The 16,881-nt window shown below is 61.5% G+C and carries 18 protein-coding genes; 16 read left to right on the plus strand and 2 right to left on the minus strand.

Annotation, left to right across the window (positions count from 1 at the left end; translation table 11 throughout):
• Positions 1–59 precede the first annotated feature (59 nt).
• The 5 genes from PU630_RS00990 (at position 60) to PU630_RS01005 (ending at position 3,915) form a co-directional block, all read left to right on the plus strand.
• Complete coding sequence (locus tag PU630_RS00990) at positions 60–197, plus strand: lasso RiPP family leader peptide-containing protein (protein WP_275278492.1); 138 nt, start codon at positions 60–62, stop codon at positions 195–197.
• Between the two features lie 50 nt (positions 198–247).
• A complete protein-coding gene (locus PU630_RS00995) occupies positions 248–1,396 on the plus strand; it encodes an asparagine synthase-related protein (protein WP_275278493.1) in 1,149 nt (382 codons plus the stop codon).
• An 85-nt stretch (positions 1,397–1,481) separates the two neighbouring features.
• Positions 1,482–1,856 (plus strand): lasso peptide biosynthesis B2 protein, encoded by a 375-nt coding sequence (locus tag PU630_RS17405; RefSeq protein WP_428982019.1) that lies wholly within the window; start codon positions 1,482–1,484, stop codon positions 1,854–1,856.
• Complete coding sequence (locus PU630_RS01000; protein WP_275278494.1) at positions 1,850–2,791, plus strand: hypothetical protein; 942 nt, start codon at positions 1,850–1,852, stop codon at positions 2,789–2,791. The genes PU630_RS17405 and PU630_RS01000 overlap by 7 nt, the downstream gene beginning before the upstream one ends.
• On the plus strand, positions 2,788–3,915 hold the full coding sequence (locus PU630_RS01005) for a nucleotidyltransferase family protein (RefSeq protein ID WP_275278495.1): 1,128 nt from the start codon (positions 2,788–2,790) through the stop codon (positions 3,913–3,915). The genes PU630_RS01000 and PU630_RS01005 overlap by 4 nt, the downstream gene beginning before the upstream one ends.
• A 15-nt stretch (positions 3,916–3,930) precedes the next feature.
• On the opposite strand, the gene PU630_RS01010 is transcribed toward PU630_RS01005, so the two are convergent.
• Positions 3,931–4,809 (minus strand): LLM class F420-dependent oxidoreductase, encoded by an 879-nt coding sequence (locus tag PU630_RS01010; RefSeq protein ID WP_275278496.1) that lies wholly within the window; start codon positions 4,807–4,809, stop codon positions 3,931–3,933.
• A gap of 4 nt (positions 4,810–4,813) precedes the next feature.
• Positions 4,814–6,064: an ATP-grasp domain-containing protein gene (locus PU630_RS01015; RefSeq protein WP_275278497.1), complete on the minus strand. Its 1,251-nt coding sequence runs from the start codon at positions 6,062–6,064 to the stop codon at positions 4,814–4,816.
• Positions 6,065–6,203: 139 nt separating this feature from the next.
• Here PU630_RS01015 and PU630_RS01020 point away from each other — a divergent pair, with 139 nt between their 5' ends.
• From PU630_RS01020 to PU630_RS01070, 11 genes are all read left to right on the plus strand, one after another.
• Positions 6,204–7,478, plus strand: a complete 1,275-nt coding sequence (locus tag PU630_RS01020) for an ATP-grasp domain-containing protein (RefSeq protein WP_275278498.1) — start codon at positions 6,204–6,206, stop codon at positions 7,476–7,478.
• A gap of 48 nt (positions 7,479–7,526) precedes the next feature.
• Entirely contained in the window at positions 7,527–8,678 is a 1,152-nt protein-coding gene (locus PU630_RS01025) for an acyl-CoA dehydrogenase family protein (RefSeq protein ID WP_343075864.1), read from the plus strand.
• A gap of 24 nt (positions 8,679–8,702) precedes the next feature.
• Positions 8,703–9,422 (plus strand): ferredoxin reductase domain-containing protein, encoded by a 720-nt coding sequence (locus tag PU630_RS01030; RefSeq protein WP_275278500.1) that lies wholly within the window; start codon positions 8,703–8,705, stop codon positions 9,420–9,422.
• Positions 9,422–9,799 carry a holo-ACP synthase gene (locus PU630_RS01035; RefSeq protein ID WP_275278501.1) on the plus strand — a complete coding sequence of 126 codons (378 nt, stop codon included), beginning with the start codon at positions 9,422–9,424 and terminating at the stop codon, positions 9,797–9,799. Before PU630_RS01030 ends, PU630_RS01035 begins: the two co-directional genes overlap by 1 nt.
• A gap of 84 nt (positions 9,800–9,883) precedes the next feature.
• Complete coding sequence (locus PU630_RS01040; RefSeq protein WP_275278502.1) at positions 9,884–10,132, plus strand: acyl carrier protein; 249 nt, start codon at positions 9,884–9,886, stop codon at positions 10,130–10,132.
• A 7-nt stretch (positions 10,133–10,139) separates the two neighbouring features.
• Positions 10,140–11,300 (plus strand): acyl-CoA dehydrogenase family protein, encoded by a 1,161-nt coding sequence (locus PU630_RS01045; protein ID WP_275278503.1) that lies wholly within the window; start codon positions 10,140–10,142, stop codon positions 11,298–11,300.
• A complete protein-coding gene (locus PU630_RS01050) occupies positions 11,300–12,226 on the plus strand; it encodes an amino acid--[acyl-carrier-protein] ligase (RefSeq protein ID WP_275278504.1) in 927 nt (308 codons plus the stop codon). The genes PU630_RS01045 and PU630_RS01050 overlap by 1 nt, the downstream gene beginning before the upstream one ends.
• A 383-nt stretch (positions 12,227–12,609) precedes the next feature.
• Positions 12,610–13,821 carry an ABC transporter ATP-binding protein gene (locus PU630_RS01055; protein ID WP_275278505.1) on the plus strand — a complete coding sequence of 404 codons (1,212 nt, stop codon included), beginning with the start codon at positions 12,610–12,612 and terminating at the stop codon, positions 13,819–13,821.
• Positions 13,818–14,636 carry an ABC transporter permease gene (locus PU630_RS01060; RefSeq protein WP_275278506.1) on the plus strand — a complete coding sequence of 273 codons (819 nt, stop codon included), beginning with the start codon at positions 13,818–13,820 and terminating at the stop codon, positions 14,634–14,636. Before PU630_RS01055 ends, PU630_RS01060 begins: the two co-directional genes overlap by 4 nt.
• 2 nt (positions 14,637–14,638) lie before the next feature.
• On the plus strand, positions 14,639–15,796 hold the full coding sequence (locus PU630_RS01065; RefSeq protein ID WP_275278507.1) for a glycosyltransferase family 4 protein: 1,158 nt from the start codon (positions 14,639–14,641) through the stop codon (positions 15,794–15,796).
• A gap of 260 nt (positions 15,797–16,056) precedes the next feature.
• Positions 16,057–16,854 (plus strand): glycosyltransferase family 4 protein, encoded by a 798-nt coding sequence (locus PU630_RS01070; RefSeq protein ID WP_275278508.1) that lies wholly within the window; start codon positions 16,057–16,059, stop codon positions 16,852–16,854.
• The last annotated feature ends 27 nt before the right edge of the window (positions 16,855–16,881 follow it).

Consider the following 16,881-nt stretch of genomic DNA (forward strand, 5'->3'; position numbering starts at 1 on the left):
TGCTCTCATCCGCTGGGAACCTCTCTGCGGCTACACCTATATCTCCTGGGGAGAGACACATGGCATACGAAGCACCCAAGATCAGCGTGGTCGGTTCGTTCGCGAGCACGACGCTGGGGAACCCGAATGAACGAGTGGTGTTCGACGGATTCAACTGGTTCCTCCCGGACTTTTCGGGGCCCAACGGCTCGAAGTGACCAGGGATGCCAGTCGCCGTCTGACTACTCAGGCGGCGACTGGTTTGCCAATGACCGAATTCATTCGTCTTGATGACGACGAACGCATCGTCGCCTTCCCTCGACCTTCCACATCGGGCGCGCTCGTCGCGTGGTCCGAAGAGAAAGAATCACCGCGCCACGCACTCGAAGAGCTTATTCGCGAGCGTCTCGAGTCTGGGCCCTGCTATGTCTTGTTCTCGGGCGGACGCGACTCTTCAGGAATCCTCGCGACTGCCGTCGCTGTAGCGCGACGGATTGGCGTCGAAGACCCCATTCCGGTCTCGGTTCGGTTCCCGGGCGCTCCGGACTCGATCGAAACGGAGTGGCAGGAACTCGTCTTGGAGTATCTGGACGTCAACGAGCGGATCGTCTTTGAGCTCGGAGATGACCAGACATGGCTGTCAGAGGGCGCTCAGAGGAGTCTCAGACGTAATGGCCTCCTTTGGCCGGCGGCGGTGCATGTCTGGCAATCGGTATTCGAGTCGCTCTCTGGGGGCTCGCTGCTGACTGGCGAGAACGGTGACATGGTGCTTTCCGGTCGCCGCATCACTCCACTGATCGACGCAATGCGAACGGGGCATCCCCGAAGGGCGCTGAGAGCTCTTCGCTGGATCAGCGATGATCGTAAACGCTCGGCGCAAAGTGGTCGCATGCTTGCAGAGGACCTGCCGTGGCTGACGAGCGAGGGCCGGCAGATTGCTGCGTCCTATCGGTGGCCTATCGCACCATTGAATTGGTCGCGCGCGCTCGCAGCGGTTGTGGCCTCGCGTCCGGCGAGACTCGTCGACACAAATCTCTCAGGAATGATCGCATCGAATGGCTTGATTCCGTTACACCCTCTCGGGCATCCGCGATTTGTCTCAGCGCTGTGTGGCGCCGGAGGGCTCGTGGGGCTCGGTGATCGCACAGCAATGATGAGATCCTTGTTCGCCGGACTTCTTCCGGACGCGGTTCTGGCGAGAAGTTCGAAGGCGTCCTTCGATCAGACGCGCTGGGGCCCCGTGGAGCGAGAATTCGTGCAGACGTGGTCAGGGTTAGGGGTGTCCGCGCGGTTCATCGATTCCGACCGATTGCGCGATACCTGGATGTCGGAGCGTCCCGGGTCGCTGTCGGAATTGCACTTGCATGCCGCGTGGCTGGCTCAGAATAACCTTCCTTTGGTGCCACATGGGTCTTAGGCAGCGTCTTCGGACGGTTGGGTCGTATCCTCCGCGACGGTGGGGAGACTTGCTCACAGCCGTGTTGCTCGCCGTTCGAGTAGAGATGGCGCTGGCACGCGGCGGGGTTCAGCGCGCTGCGCACATCGGGAGAGTTCGAGTGGGGATGGACGGCGCAGCGGCTCCGTGCCTCAACGATTCAGGAGTTGCCTTGACGCTCAGCGAGCGCGAGAAGGAGCAACTCGACACCGCCTGGCGCGTCCTTCGGCAACGTCCGTTCAACGGGACCTGTCTTCGTCGAGCCATCGTCGGCGGATACTTCCTTCGCGCACACGACCCGCTGTTACGAATTGGCGTCGCAAAGGATCGAGGCAGGGTCACTGCACATGCTTGGATCGAGGTGGATGGGGTGAGCCTGGACCCGGATGGTCCCCGAAAATACATGGCCCTGGCGAAACCGAGTGAGGAAGACCCGTGCTGAAGACCGAACTGTATGGACTTACTCTGGCGACAGACTTCGATCTCCACGGAGTGGGAGACAGCACGGATGCTGATCCAGACGTCGTCGTGGCTTCGAGACCTGCTTTCGGGAAGTGGGATAAATTGCCCAACGGGTCGACGCTCTTGGATTACTGGACGGGAGACAACCAGTGGTATCAGCTCGTTCGCGCTGAGGACGGCACCTTCTTCTTCCGTATCCCGAGCATCTGCGACTTCGCGATTTCGTCTGACTTGAGGCAGGTCGACCTGGCGATGTACAAAGGGGCAGCCGTCGGAATGGATTCAGTCATGACAACGGGCGCTCTCCTCTCTCTGCTGCTTTGCCTTCGTGGTGCGACGGTACTGCATGGCAGCGCGGTAGAAATGGCCGGAGGCGCGATAGCGTTCATCGGGCATTCGGGTCAGGGCAAGACCACAACGGCGACGATGTTCTGCGCGGAGGGCGCGTCAGTAGTCACTGATGATGTTCTCGTCGTTGACTCTCCCGAGGATCAGCCAACGGTTCGCCGCGGGTCAAGAGAGCTTCGGTTGCGCCCCGGTACCGAGGAGCTCGCATCAACTGTTGTGGCTCGCGAGGTGCGGACGAGTGCGGATAAGCGTCTCGTGCTCAGCCCGCAGTATTCGGAGGAAGAGTCACTGCCGTTGCGCGCACTCGTCATTCCTAGCCCTACGCGCGACGGGAGTCCATTGCGGTTCGAAAGGTTGAGCCGGCGCAACGCAGTGTTTGCGCTCCTCTCTTTTCCGCGCCTCATGGGTTGGCGCGACGATGACGTTGTCACGCGATCGTTTGAGCACGCAACCGCTCTCGCGAGAACGACCCCTGTGGTGATAGCCCATGTTCCGTGGGGCCCCCCGTTCCCTGCCGACGTGAGCCGTTCATTCTCGGCATGGTTGGATAGTCAGCCCACATCGTGACCGACGCACAGCAACTTGTCCAAGTACTGCAGGACTCTGATCTTCAATCAGAACCTCGTGTTGAAAATTCTGATGTCGAATTGAGCGACGGACTCCTCGACGCAGCACGCGCGCACAGAGTCACTCCCTCTCTTGCACGGTTCGTGCATCGTCACCATTTGCCTTGCAGCTTCGCGGAGGAACTGCGACGCGTGCGCCTGGAGCAGACGCTGCTCCAGCTGGCAATCACCTCGGAGATCGAGCGGGCAGGGAAGGTACTCAGCGCCGCCGGCATCTCGTGGCTCGTAGTCAAAGGCCCAGCCGTGGCTCACACGCTGTGGGCGTCTCCTGAGATGCGCGAGTATTACGATCTCGATCTTCTCGTCGACGCATCACGGTTCGAAGACGTCATCGAGGTACTCGCCACGGCAGGTTACTCGCTTCTCGACCAGAATTGGCCGCTCATCGCACGTCAATTTCGGGGAGAGTTGACGTTCATAAGCGCGCGTGGCGTCGAGCTTGACGTGCATTGGACTCTTGTGAACTCGGCTCAGGTCCGTGAACGGCTGAGCTGGTCGATGCAGCCTCTCCTCGAGCGGCGAGAACATGTGACGGCAGGGAATGTGGAGTTCGCAACGCTCGATCCGGCCGATACTCTTCTTCACCTCGCTTACCACGCGGCGCATTCCGGAGCACACAGGTTGCTCTGGCTCAAGGATGTAGAGCTTGCGGCGAGGGCAGCAGGTGACGTCCGGGGCGATGTGCTCCAACGCGCCCGTGATAACAAGCTGGAGTTGGTCTTGAGTGTCATGCTCGATCGCGTCTCCAGCGTCTTTGACACCGGCGACTCTTTCGGCCTTCGGAACGAGTTCCGCGAGACGTGGTGGCGAAAGCTCGTGCGTCGCAGAGACAAGGTGACGGGTCCGATTCGCCCACTTGCCGAAACTGGAACTCACAGAGCATTATTCACTTCGACACGTACGGCAGGATGGGATAGCTCGCGAGCGTATGCCAGGGAAGCCTGGGGACACATGATGAACGTCGGGCATCGGGCGGCACCCCAGATCAGGCGAAACCCCTTGCACATTGCTGTGCCGGATGCCGAGTCACGCAACGAGTTCCTGGCGGCAGTTCATCGGTCGTGATTGCGTCGATGAAGACTACCCAGTGGCATCGTTGACACTGTCTCGCCAAGCGATCAAGTCTTGTATCGGCCCGAGATCCCAGCCTGTAGTGGATTCCATTCCGACGATGAAAAGCCTCGTTCCGACGTCGTAGAGAGCCTGCGCGTGCTCGGGATAGTCTTTGAGCCGCTCCGGGTACATCGGCTGGCGCGGATTTACTCCGGCGCTCCTCTGTATGTCGGCGGGGTCACGTCCCTCTTTTCTGCACCATTCATCGAGAATCTGATGTTTGTGCGCAATGGTGTCCGGCGTTCCTGATCCGTGCCAGATGTCGGCGTGACGCGCGGTGATGCGGAGCGTCACCTGCTCGCCGCCACCGCCGATCAGAATCGGTATCCTCCGCGTGGGGGGAGGGTTCAGCTTCTGCCAGCGGTCTTTAATTCTCGGGAGATCGCGGGACAGCTGGCGGAGCCGATCGGGCGCCGTTCCGAATTCATACCCGTATTCCTCGAAGTCGCGTTCACTCCATCCTGAACCGATCCCGAGGATGACCCGACCCACGCGGCCGTCACGCGCGCTGATGTGATCGACCGTCCGTGCCATGTCGGCGTGAAGGTGGGGGTTCCGATAGCCATTCGCTGCGACGAGGATGCCGAGTTCGGCACGATGCGTGACTTCGGCGAACGCGGCGAGCAATGACCAGGCTTCGAAGTTGGGCCCGTCTGGGTCTCCGATGAGAGGGAAGAAGTGATCCCAGCCGAAGAGCACATCAGCGCCGGCTTCTTCGGCAGCGACAGCCGCGGCCCGAAGCTCGCGGTACGTCGCGTGGTGGGGCTTGATCACGACGCCGATGCGAGCTCGTCGGGTCGAGCGGGGCGTGTGGATATAGAGCGGTTCTCGTTCGTCGGTGCTCATCTTTTCATCTCTCCAGAGCGTCTGTTGTTTCGGCGTAGTCAAGACGGATGACATCGTGCAACTGTGCGATCAACCTGCCGAGGTCGTCATGGTTGCTGACCGCGCCATGGACGGTCAGTACCTGCCCGTCCGTGCCTTCACGCCAGTCGACGGGCTGTCCCGAGAATCGCTTCTGGTCGAGCTGCCCCACTCCGTCTAAGTGGCTTGCTTCGTCGACTCCTTCCGTCGCGACGAGCGAGGTCGCGCTCATAGGGGGTTGGAACATGAGCCAGAAACCAACACCGTCAACGGGCGCGACATCCTCGAGATCAACGGGCGTACCAGCGGCGACCTTGCAAGCGACGGCGAAGAGGTTGACGTTGCTCACTTCTGAGAGAACGAATCCCGGGCGTCCTCCCAAGCGACCGTTGACCTCAATGAGTCGCGGCCCGGACGGTGTCAGCTTGATCTCGATGTGCAGAAGGGAATCTTGCACTCCGAGCGCCTTGACGACATCGTCGGCCAGTGCAATGACGCGCGATCGCGTGTCGGCGTCGGCGATGGCGGGAATGAAGTTTCCTGTCTCGCGAAACGGTGCAGCGACGGGAAATCTGCCTGTCAGGGCAATGTGACGGGGGCGGCCGCCCACGACGACGGTCTCAACCGACAGATAACTGCCGGCCCATGGGGGGAGACCGTCGCGATCGCGGAGGTACTCCTCCACGACGTGGTCGGACTCTGACCCGGCGAGTGCCACAAACTCCTCAGAGGTGTGGATGAGCCGGATGCCGCGGCTTGCCATCCCCGATGCCGGTTTCACAACGCAGGGGAAGACGAGCTGTTGGGGCACCACGGCGAGCTCATCGCGCGAGCTGTGTGCCGGCACGGAAACGAACCACGGTTGCGGCACGCCCGCGGTGCCGAGGACGGCGCGTTGTTCTCCCTTGTCGGTGAGTACGTGCGCGAGCTCCGGGGTGTGGTATCTCAGCCCGAGTCGGCTTGCGAGGGCGGCAGCACGCGGAATCTGGTCATCGACGAAGCTCAGGATTCCGTCGGGGCTGGCTAGAGCGATCGCTTCAGCGGCGGCATCGTCGTCCAGACCAGCGATGTCCACGACCATTCCCAGCCGCTTGAGAAGCCTGCGCGTGATCGTGTCGTCGCTGAAGGCATCGTCAAGTACCCAGATGAGATCGGCCGTCTGCCGCGTTCGTTCGAAGAGGTCGAGGGGGAAAAAAGAACGCGCGTGATGGAGTACGGCGATGCGGAGGTTGCTCACGGCGTCACGCGCAGGGCCGCGAATCGCATGCGGGAACCGTTGATGAAGCACTCAGCATTGGCGGGTCTCCAGTCTCCCGGTGGCACTTGTGGATCATCGTAGACGAGACAACGCCGACCTGAACCGCCATACTGGCGCAATGACGACATCGCCTTCGGATACGGCGCTCCCAGTCCTTGCCATCGTGCTCGACAGTCCCCTGCGGGAGTTCTTTCCGCTGACATACGTGGAAGCGGCTGCAGGGGTGTGCCGACCTCTGTGGGTGACGCTTCGCGACGACGTCGAAACCAAGCGTTACGTGCGCATTCTGCGGCGTTCTGGTGATGTCGTGGACGTGTGCGGACGGTCTGAGGAACAGGCTGCAGAGGCCATCCGGGGGCACGCACCGGGTGGGATCGTCGCTTTCTACGAGTCGAACGTTCCGTGGACTGCACGGGTCGCAGAACTGTTGCGGTTGCCGTACCACAGTGTCGGGACAGCCGCGGCGCTGTCGGACAAATGGGAGCAACGCCGATCTCTGCGCGATCACGGATTACGGACGCCCGGCTTCTGGGATGTGGGCGAGCTCGCGCGAGATGAGGCCCTCCTTGGCAGAGTGGCACACCATGCCGCGTATCCGCTGATCGCAAAGCCGCGTTCCGGGCGCGCAAGCCGAGACATGGTTCGTGTGCCTGGACCCGACGCACTGAAGGCTCTGGTCGCGTCTTCCGGTCCAGAGCCGATGGTGGTCGAAGAGTTCATCCCGGACCCGTCGACATCGCTGACCGGAGTGGATAACGCCTATTACGTGTCGGTGGAGACACTCGTGAGTCACGGTGTCGTCAGCGTGCTTGGCGTGACAGGACGACATCCGCTCGTCGAGCCGTTTCGAGAAGCGGGGCTGTTCTTTCCTGCAGAAGTCTCGGATGAGTTGCACGATGAGCTGGTCGACGTCGCCGCCGAGGCGGTGCGTGCACTGGGTGTTGAATTCGGCGCTCTCCATGTGGAGGTGAAGGTGACGGACACAGGCCCTGTCGTCATCGAACTCAACCCTCGACCAGGCGGCAGCGCTCTCCCAGACCTCCTCGAACACGCATTCGGGCTTAACATCTTCCAGGTCGCTATGCGCATCGCGCTAGGCGAGCGCGTGACGTATCGAGATCTTCCTAGGCCCGAGGATGTGGGGTACTCGGTGTACGTGCTCCCCGACATGGAACTACGGCGCATCACCCGCGTCTCGGGGCTCGATACGTTGAGTGCCATCGACGGCGTGAACTCGGTCATCCCCAAACGTGGTGCCGGCGATGACATCGATCCGCATGAGGGGATGATGGAGTACATTGTCCGCGTAGCGGGGATCGCGTCCGATCACGACGCACGGAGGCGCATCCGTGAGCAGATTCTTGCGCAGGTTGTCGTATCTGGGCACTCGTGAGCAGAGCGGTTCGCGGCTATTCTTGTCCCCGTGGGGATTGAAAACGCGGTGCATTCTGGGGACCTGGGCGGTGGGCGATCACTGGTTGAGGTCGCGCAGCGCATCGGCGAGGGCGTTGCCGGGCCAGCATCTCGGGATGTCGATACCCATGCTCGGTTTCCACGCGAATCGGTGGATGCGTTGCGTGAGGAGCGCCTACTCTCAGCCGTCGCTTCCGTAGGCCGAGGCGGTCTAGGGGCGAGTGTTGGCGAGATGGCGGATGTGGTCCGCACGCTGTCTCAGTACTGCACGTCGAGTGCGCTGGTCCTTGCCATGCACACCATCGAGGTATTCACCTTGGAGCGGTTCGGCGAGACTTCATTGCTGAGCGGTCTGCTAGATCGGGTTGTCAGCGACCAGATTCTGCTGGCGAACGCCACAAGCGAGTTTCCCACCCCGGACGGTGGAGCGGCTCTTATCGAAGACGCGGGTGCTCTGCGGGTCGACCGCAGCACGATTGCGTGCTCGTACGGGTTGGACGCCGACGTGATACTCACGCATGTGAGGAGGGCCCCCGATGCCGCACGAGACGATCGGATCTACGTGGTCATCCCGACCGCGCGTGCCGAAATCGAACAGACATCGACGTGGGACACCCTGGGGCTCCGCGGCACGTGCAGCAACGGTCTGCGGATCAGGTCCGAGATCGACGTAGACGCGGTTTTCCCGACGCCATGGCCGACCATAATGAACTCCGGGTTCATTCAGGTGCGCCACATCCTCGCGGGCGCAGCATACGTCGGGATCGCCGAGGCCGCACTGCGTGAGGCCCACGCTGTCGTGCGGCGCGAGGCGCGCAGGTCTGTGGGGACCACACCACCGAGCGCCGCGCGGCTCGCGGAGCTCTTGCTCGAGGTCGAGAAGCTCCGGGGGCTTCTTGCGGGCGTGGCATCCAGGTTTGACGAGTTGGACCGCGAGTCGCGACTTGACGACATCGCCTATATCTCGTCGCTGCGCAATCTCAAGGTCGCGAGCACAGCGGTTGCCACGGAGGTGGCGACCAAGTCCCTGCAAATCTGCGGCATCCAGGGGATCCAACGAGGTGGAAGCATGGTCATCGAGCGGATCGTTCGAGATGCACATGCGGCGCTCGTGATGTTCGGCAACGATGGACTGCTCCGGCAGAACGCGGAGGTTCTCATCGCCCGTAAGTCGATCTGACTGTCGTCGGCGAGGAGGACGTCGATGAAGGGTCGGTTGTGGCTGACAGCGGAGGTCTCATCCAGATCCTCGTTGGGGGAGAACATCACACAGCTCGAGCTGCGCGTTCCTGACTGGCCCGGTCACCTTCCCGGCCAATACGTTGAGGTGCGACCGGACGCCGGCAGTGACGTGCGGAGGTTTTCAATCGCAAACCCGCACACCGCGGGCAGCAGTCGAATTCACCTGGTCGCGGTCAGCGATGTGCTTCGGGGCCTCGCCGTCGGATCCTTCATCGAGGTGTGCGGGCCGGAGGGGGAGGGGCTGCGGTGGGATGCTGATGCGACGGCTTCGCGACCGCTGCTCCTGATCGCTGGCGGTACCGGAGTCGTTCCGCTCATCGCCATCGCGCGGGAATGGCGTCGTCGTGCGGAGAGATCACGATTGACGCTGTTGTACTCCGTGCGATCCGCCGGTGATGTCGTCTATGGTTCTGAACTCGAGGAACTCGATGCGGAGGACGACGGGACTGCTGTCACGGTCATCACACGGAGAGGAGCTGAGGGCTCGCGCGTAGCGCGGCCGAGGCGTTTGAGCGCCCTGGACCTTGAGCTCTACGGGATCGCTCCGAGCGAGAATCCGGAGTGCTTCGTGTGCGGCCCGCCGTCATTCGTAGAGGACGTCGCGAGGATGCTCGTACAGGCGAAACACGCGGCTGTGCGCATTCACACCGAGTGGGATGTCTTTGTGGGGGGAGGGACCTGATGCGCGTGGGCATCGACGTGCAGTCCGTGAATGAGGTTCGCGACGCGCTTGTGAACTTCGGCGACCGCTATCGCCGGCGGCTGTTCACGGACTCCGAGATCTCAGACTGTGGCGGTTGGGGGGCACCGCCTGTGAGCTCCGCTCCTTCGCTCGCTGGGCGCTTCGCCGCGAAAGAGGCGACGCTGAAGGCTCTCCGGGTCGACAACCTCGTGCCGAGCTGGCGTGATATCGAGATCGTTCGTGAGCGGGGCGGCTGGCCGTCGCTCCGCTTGCATGCGCTCGCCGCAGAGATCGCCCGAGATGCCTCGCTGACCGCCTTTGATGTGTCGTTCTCACATACAGAAGGGATCGCGTCCGCAATCGTGATCGCGCGCTAAGTATGCCAACCGCGCCGACGTGGTCCCGGATATGATGAGAGCACGTCGGGGAGATACCCGGTCACTGAGGGGAATGTGGCTGAGATGGAAGATGAGATTCGTAAAGTTCTCGCGGATCAGGCGCGGCTGCCGGTCGATGTGGGGTCGATCGACGTCGATGCGGACCTATACACATTGGGGCTGACTTCGCATGCGAGCGTCAATGTGATGTTGGGCCTTGAAGATGCGTTCGATGTCGAATTTCCGGACGCCCTGCTTCGCAAGGACACCTTTCGTTCGATCGCGGTGATCGCAGAAGCGCTGCGGAACCTCGTCGACCCGGCATCAGTCTGAGGTCGATGTGACGACCGCGGGGCGGGATACTGGTCTCCGCGACGCCGCGAGGGAAATCGGTGAAGGGGTCCTTGGTCCCAATGCGGACGATGTCGACGCCACCGGTCGGTTCCCGACAGAGTCCGTGGACGCTTTCCGACAGGTGGGCTTCCTTCGCGCCCTGATCTCGGTGGAAGAAGGCGGGCTGGGCGCCACACTCGATGAACTCTCGGATGTCCTTATCGAGCTCGGTCGATGGTGTGCGTCATCGGCGATGATCCTCGCGCTTCACTCCATACAAGTTGCATGCTTGGTACGGCACGGAGAGACTGAAGCCCTGGCGGCGTTCCGACGACGGGTCGCGGCGCAGAACCTCCTTCTGGCATCGGCGGCAGCCGAGGCCGAGGTCCGCGGCGATGTGCGCAGCAGCGTGTGTGCGGTGCGCGCAGACGGCGAATCTTTCACCCTTCACAAGCTCGTTCCGGTGATCTCCTACGGTTCATATGCGGACGCGGTGTTCGCGACAGCGAGACGCACCCCTGACAGTGCACCGAGCGACCAGGTGCTCGTCATCTGCGAGAAGGACGAGTTCGCGCTCACGCAGACGAGTGACTGGGATGCGCTCGGCTTTCGGGGGACATGTAGCCCCGGCTTCGTGCTCGACGCGCGGGGTCCGCTGAATCATGTGTTTCCGACGCCGTTCGGCGATCTTTCGAGCGAGACGATGCTGCCCGTCACGCACATTCTGTGGGCATCTCTCTGGCTGGGTATGGCGAAGGAAGCCGACGCGCGCTCGCGGCGGTTCGCGCAGCAAGCTGCGCGGAGATCGCCAGGATCGCTACCGCCGAGTGCTCTGCGCCTGTCCGAGATGGCGTTGGGCGTCCAGCAGCTAGACGACCTGCTCCTTGGTGCGCGGGCCAGGCTCGCAACCGCAGACGCCGATCCGGACTACGGGGCGTCCATTGCATACGCAACTTCGATGAACTCACTCAAGGTCGCAGCCTCGGGTCTTCTTCAAGAGATCGTGCAGAAGGCGTTCTTGATCTGTGGAATGGCTGGTTATGCCAATCACTCGCCGTTCTCGCTCGGCCGAATTCTTCGCGATGCGGTCGGCGCTCAGTTGATGATCAACAACGACCGCATCAACGTGAACAACGCGGAGTTGTTGCTGGTTCAGAGGGGGAGATGATGGACCACGGCCGCGAGCTCGTGGAGACGGAGCAGTCCGTCTTTCGGGCGGCACTCATCGACGCTGGACTGCTCGTCGATGCGGGAGTGGACGGGCTGTATCAGCGATCGGGAGCATTTGAGCGTGTGGTGCGAGGTATCGAGGCTCACGCCTCACGCGCCGCAGCCGGGGAAGGTGGTGCACAATACTACTTCCCGCCCCTGCTGCCCCGCGCGGACTTCGAGCACACCGGATATCTGCGATCGTTCCCGAACTTGCTCGGAGCCATCGAGGTGTTTAAGGGCGGTGACGCCGAACACGCGGAACTGCTCAAAGCCGTAGACGGGGGCGAAGACTGGACTGCCCGGTTGACGCCGTCAGACATCACTTTGAGTTCCGCAGCCTGCCATGCGCTCTATCCGCATGTTCCTCTACGGATACCGGGCTCCGGGCTGAGATACGAAGTGCAGGGATACTGTTTCCGACACGAGCCGAGCCTTGACCCCGCGCGGATGCAGAGTTTTCGGATGCACGAGTTCGTGTACATCGGTGAGGCGAGCGCGGCGTTGGAACACCGCGACCGTTGGCTACAACGCGGTCTGACAGCGCTCTCTGACCTTGGGCTGGACGTAACCTCCGAGGAGGCCAACGATCCATTCTTCGGGAGAGCCGGGCGCATGCTCGCCGCGAACCAACGCGCGACGGCACTGAAGTTTGAAATCACGTGCCCGGTCAGTTCGCAGGATCAGCGCACGGCGATTGCATCGGCCAACTACCACGAAGCGCACTTTGGAGAGGAATTCGGCCTGACGACCGAAACAGGCGGCACCGCACACTCGGCGTGCTTCGGATTTGGTCTTGAGCGCATCGCCCTCGCGCTGTTTAGCCGGCACGGCGTTGCTTCGGAGAGCTGGCCAGAGTCTGTTCGGGCCGCGCTCTGGCCATGAGTGCGTAGACTCTCCTATGGAAACACGCGTTCATGGGCGTGAGTTGCGGACCGGCCGGTGTCGATCATCAGGACTCCCTCGCAGCGGCCCGGAACAGCCCGGTCGACTGCTTTCACGGGGCCTCTCACACGACGTCGTCGGTGGCGCTGGTGGCGCTTCCTTCTGGTTGGTTCGGTGCCCGAGCATGAGCGACACGGCCCGGTCCCGCCGAACAGTCCAATCCTCTTTCTCCCGTGTGAAGCCAGCACCTCCACAAGAAGACGTCGCGCCAAAGTCAGGACAGTGCATCGTGTGCGTGATGGTAACCTTTTCACGGCCCCTGTGCGCGGTCGATGCTGTCGTGCTGGCCACACCTGAAACCGTTGGGGAACGGAACTACAACTATGTCCGATAATGCGATAAGCGTTCGGCATCTTTCAAAGACCTACCGCATCGCACGCAGTAGTGAACGACACAACCGCATCACCGACGCCGTACTGAACCGGTTGCGTCATCCGATGCGCCGCACGCGCTACGACGAGTTCCCGGCAGTGGATGACATGTCCTTTGATATTCCATGGGGTGAGGCCGTTGGAATCATCGGCCGCAACGGTGCCGGCAAGAGTACCCTCCTGAAGCTCCTGACCCGAATTACCGCACCGACGGCAGGCGTCATTGACCTCGGCGGCCGAGTCGGCAGTCTGCTTGAGATTGGCACAGGCTTCCACCCAGAGCTCACGGGCCGTGAGAACATATTTCTCAATGGCTCGCTTCTCGGAATGACGCGCCGCGAGATCGCGCGTCGATTCGACGAGATCGTCGAGTTTTCCGGTGTCGGCAAGTTTCTCGACACGCAAGTTAAGAGATACTCGTCGGGAATGTATGTGAGGCTCGCATTCGCGGTTGCGGCGCACCTCGAAACCGAGATCCTCGCAATTGATGAGGTGCTTGCCGTCGGGGATGCCGAGTTTCAGGCTAAGTCTCTTGCCAAGATGCGTGATGTTGCGCATAGCGGTCGTACAGTCTTGTATGTGAGTCACCAACCTCAGACGGTGACGTCGTTGTGCAGCTCGGCACTCTTCCTTGAGAGGGGCTCGCTGTCATACGTCGGCGGTGTCGACGCTGCGCTTGCTCGGTACCGAGACACCTTCGAACGCTTCCAGGTTGAACAAAGCGACGCTGCTCGACGGCCGGGCAGCGGCCAACTACGGTTCACCCGGGTGACGATGACAGAAGAGGTCGTGGAACCGACAGACGATAAGACCATCGAATTCGAGATCGGAGCCAACTCCGAGCTCGCGGGCAAGTACTTCGTCTCTTGCCACATCAACGATGTGAATGGCAATGTTGTTGTCCAATGCGATTCCCGCCTCTCGGGTGCGTGGTTCGAGCCGGGTGTCCCTCAACATGGGAGACTGCTTATCAGGGCGCTCTGGCTCAAGCCCGGCCGTTACTCGATTGACATGTTCATATGCCAAGCGGGAATTCTTGACCGTTGGGAGGCGGCCGACACTATCGACGTTCTGCCATCTTCGCCCTATCCTGAAATCGCCGCCGATGATGCTATTGCGGCCGGCATGGTCCTGGCCGACTTCAACTATGAGGTGCAGGGTTGAGCCGTACAGTTATTCGGCCGCCGCGTCGATTCAATCTACCGTCATGGCGGGAGCTCTGGCAGGCCCGGGAGGTTCTCCTCCGTTTCGGCATACGTGACATCGTCTTGCGGTACAGGCAAACCGCGGTCGGTGTCGCGTGGGTCGTCCTTCAGCCGCTCGCGGCAGCCGGAATATTCTCCGTGGTGTTCGGCCAGGTGGCGGGGCTTCCGTCCGGGGGCATACCGTACTTTGTCTTCAGCTTCGCGGGCATGATGGCGTGGAACGTATTTAACGGTGTCATTTCCCGCTCATCGACATCGCTTGTATCGAACCAGGCCCTGGTGTCAAAAGTATTTTTTCCGCGCCTACTGGTGCCTCTCTCGAGCGCGATATCAGTGGTTCTGGACTTCGCTGTTGCCTTCGCGTTATTTCTGGTTCTGCTTGTCGTCTTCGGCGTCCAGCCTCATTGGTCGATATTTTTTACGCCCATCTGGCTTATACTCACGCTACTCCTCGCCTCTGGAGTAGGAGTTGCAGCCTCGGCCGTCACAGTTAAATATCGAGACGTGTCTTACATACTCCCGTGGGTCCTTCAAATACTGCTATACGCGACTCCAATTGCGTATACGCTCGACACGGTCCCCCACCGCCTCCTCTGGGCCTTCGAGATCAATCCGCTGACATGGTTGATGCAAACTGTGAGATGGTCGGCTCTTGGCCAACCGGTGCCTCCAGTGTGGCAGCTCGTGGCCTTGCCAATCGTTTCAATCGCAGTTTTCTTTGGAGGAGTACTGATCTTCCAGCGGCAAGAGCGCGCCTTCGCGGACTTTATTTGACAATGTCGCGAGATAAGAAACCAAACATTCTCTGGGTGAGTTATGAATCGCCCGATCAAGATGGTCAAGGGGGCCAGCGGCGCCAGTTCCATCAAATACGGGCGCTGGTATCGCGCGGCCATGCCAGCGTTACCGTCCTTGTTCCGCGATCTAAACAGTCGGACACGTCAATTCGCGAATTGGTCAGGACGTGGCGTCCGCGCCTGATGGTGAAAGGAATCCATCTTCAACCGATGGTGTGGCTGATGCATCGTTTTATCGGTGCAAGACGTTGGGACGCAATCATTGTGGCCCACCATACTTCATGGGCGTTGCTGCCAAAGAACCTGCAAACTCCGACGTTGCTCGACTTTCACAATGTCTTGAGCCGGTGGTATAGAGATGCCGGCGAGTATAGGCAGTCCGCTGAGGAATTCGAAGCGGAGCGTAAAGGAATAGCGGCGGCTACTGTAGTGTCCGTATGCTCAAACAATGAACGACTGCACCTGCTAGAGGCTCATCCAGAAGCTAGGCAGAAGGTCTTTGTCGCTCCCCTTGGTGTCGATCCTGCGGAATGGCAGGAAGCTTGTTTCCCTCGTGATGAGGCGATTGTTGCACTATTCGGAAGCTGGTATTGGGGACCGAACGCCACAGGTTTGGAGTGGATGATAAGGAATGTGTGGCCAGCGGTTAGTGAGGCAGTTGCGGGAGCAAGACTGCTCGTCGCAGGGCCGGGCGTCAAAGATGCGGGTGCGTGGCCGACCGGCGCCCACTACGTGGGTCGTGTCGCTGATCTCGCGGGCTTCCTCTCGCGAGCAACCGTCGTCGCAGTTCCTGTCTTCGACGGTGTCGGAGCTCCACTCAAGTATGCCGAAGCATTGGCAAGCGGCGGAAGCGTCATCTCCACACCAGACGGCGCGAGCGCGTTCCCGGCTGCGCCCGCTCATGTTAGCCAGGACGCCGACGAGTGGAGCAGATGGATCATCGAACGGCTACGAGAACGTCGTACGGCGCCAGCTCCGGCGCCGCTGCGCGAATACGCTCTCGGCCGTCTAACGTGGGAGAAGGCTGTCGAGCCGGTCGTTGAATGGCTTCAATCGGTTGGCGCCAGTAAGAGTCCGCGACCACTTCGCAGGAGTCCCACAAGCCGGGGGTTAGCGACAGAGGAGCGAAAGGCGTGAACGATCTGGTCATAGCGACCGTCGCCAGTGCGGCGCCGATGGGCGCGCAAGTTTACGAGCGAGCGATCGTCGAAGGCGCTGCGCGGGCCCTGGCTACGCGTGATGGAGGATGGGAGGTATCTCATCTTGTGGCACGCTCACTCCGGTCGCCGTTGGCCGGCACCGCGAGACTGCCCATGAGACTCTTGGAGAGGAATGGGGGCGCGCTGAGGCGTGCGGTCGGATCTCTGACCTATCCGCGTCAAAGTCTCGTACATCGCATGAGTCTGTCGCTGCCGCCGGCTCCGAATGAGGTGGTCACGCTCCACGATGTAGTCGCGTGGCGGTTTCCTGACGAAGGTGCGGTCATCCGCTCGGCAGGTGCAGAGTTGCGCGCCGCGCGAGCAGTGATCTGCGTATCTCAGGCGACTGCGGATGACGCTCAACAGTTGCTCGGCCTCACTAACACGCATGTTGTTTACCCTGGCATAAGCGAGGACTTCCGCAACGCGCGGCCGCTTGATCCCGGACGTCTTCGCGAACTCAGCATCAAGCAGCCATACATCGTTCATGCTGGCGGAGCAAGCAACCGGAAGAATCTCGGAGCGCTCGCCGACGCATGGTCCGTCGTCGCACGGGAATGCCCTGAACTGTCTCTTGTGCTCTCGGGGCCGCCCCATCCGCACCGCACGGCACTCTTCTCAACGTTGCCTCGAACGCGCCTCATTGGCCGGACCGGGAACGCGGATGTACCCGGTCTCCTCGCCGGCGCCACGGCCCTCGTTGTCCCGTCCCTCCATGAGGGCTTCGGACTTCCCGTTCTCGAGGGTATGGCGGCGGGCGTGCCGGTGGTCGCAGCAAATTCCACATCGCTCCCGGAGGTGGCGGGCGGAGCCGCACTCCTCGTGCCGCCTACAGCCGAAGGCGTCGCCGATGGCCTGCTCGCTATATTGCGAGGGAAGGTGGACGTCGAACGTATGATCTCACACGGCCGCGCCAGATCCGCAGAATTCACATGGGAGCGCTGCTTGGACCGACACGCCGCCATCTGGCGTGCCGCAGCTGAGGACGCAGCATGACGATGCCGGCGGCTAGCGGTGGGACTC

The organism is Microbacterium horticulturae, from assembly GCF_029094505.1.
In the GTDB taxonomy this organism is placed as follows: domain Bacteria; phylum Actinomycetota; class Actinomycetes; order Actinomycetales; family Microbacteriaceae; genus Microbacterium; species Microbacterium horticulturae.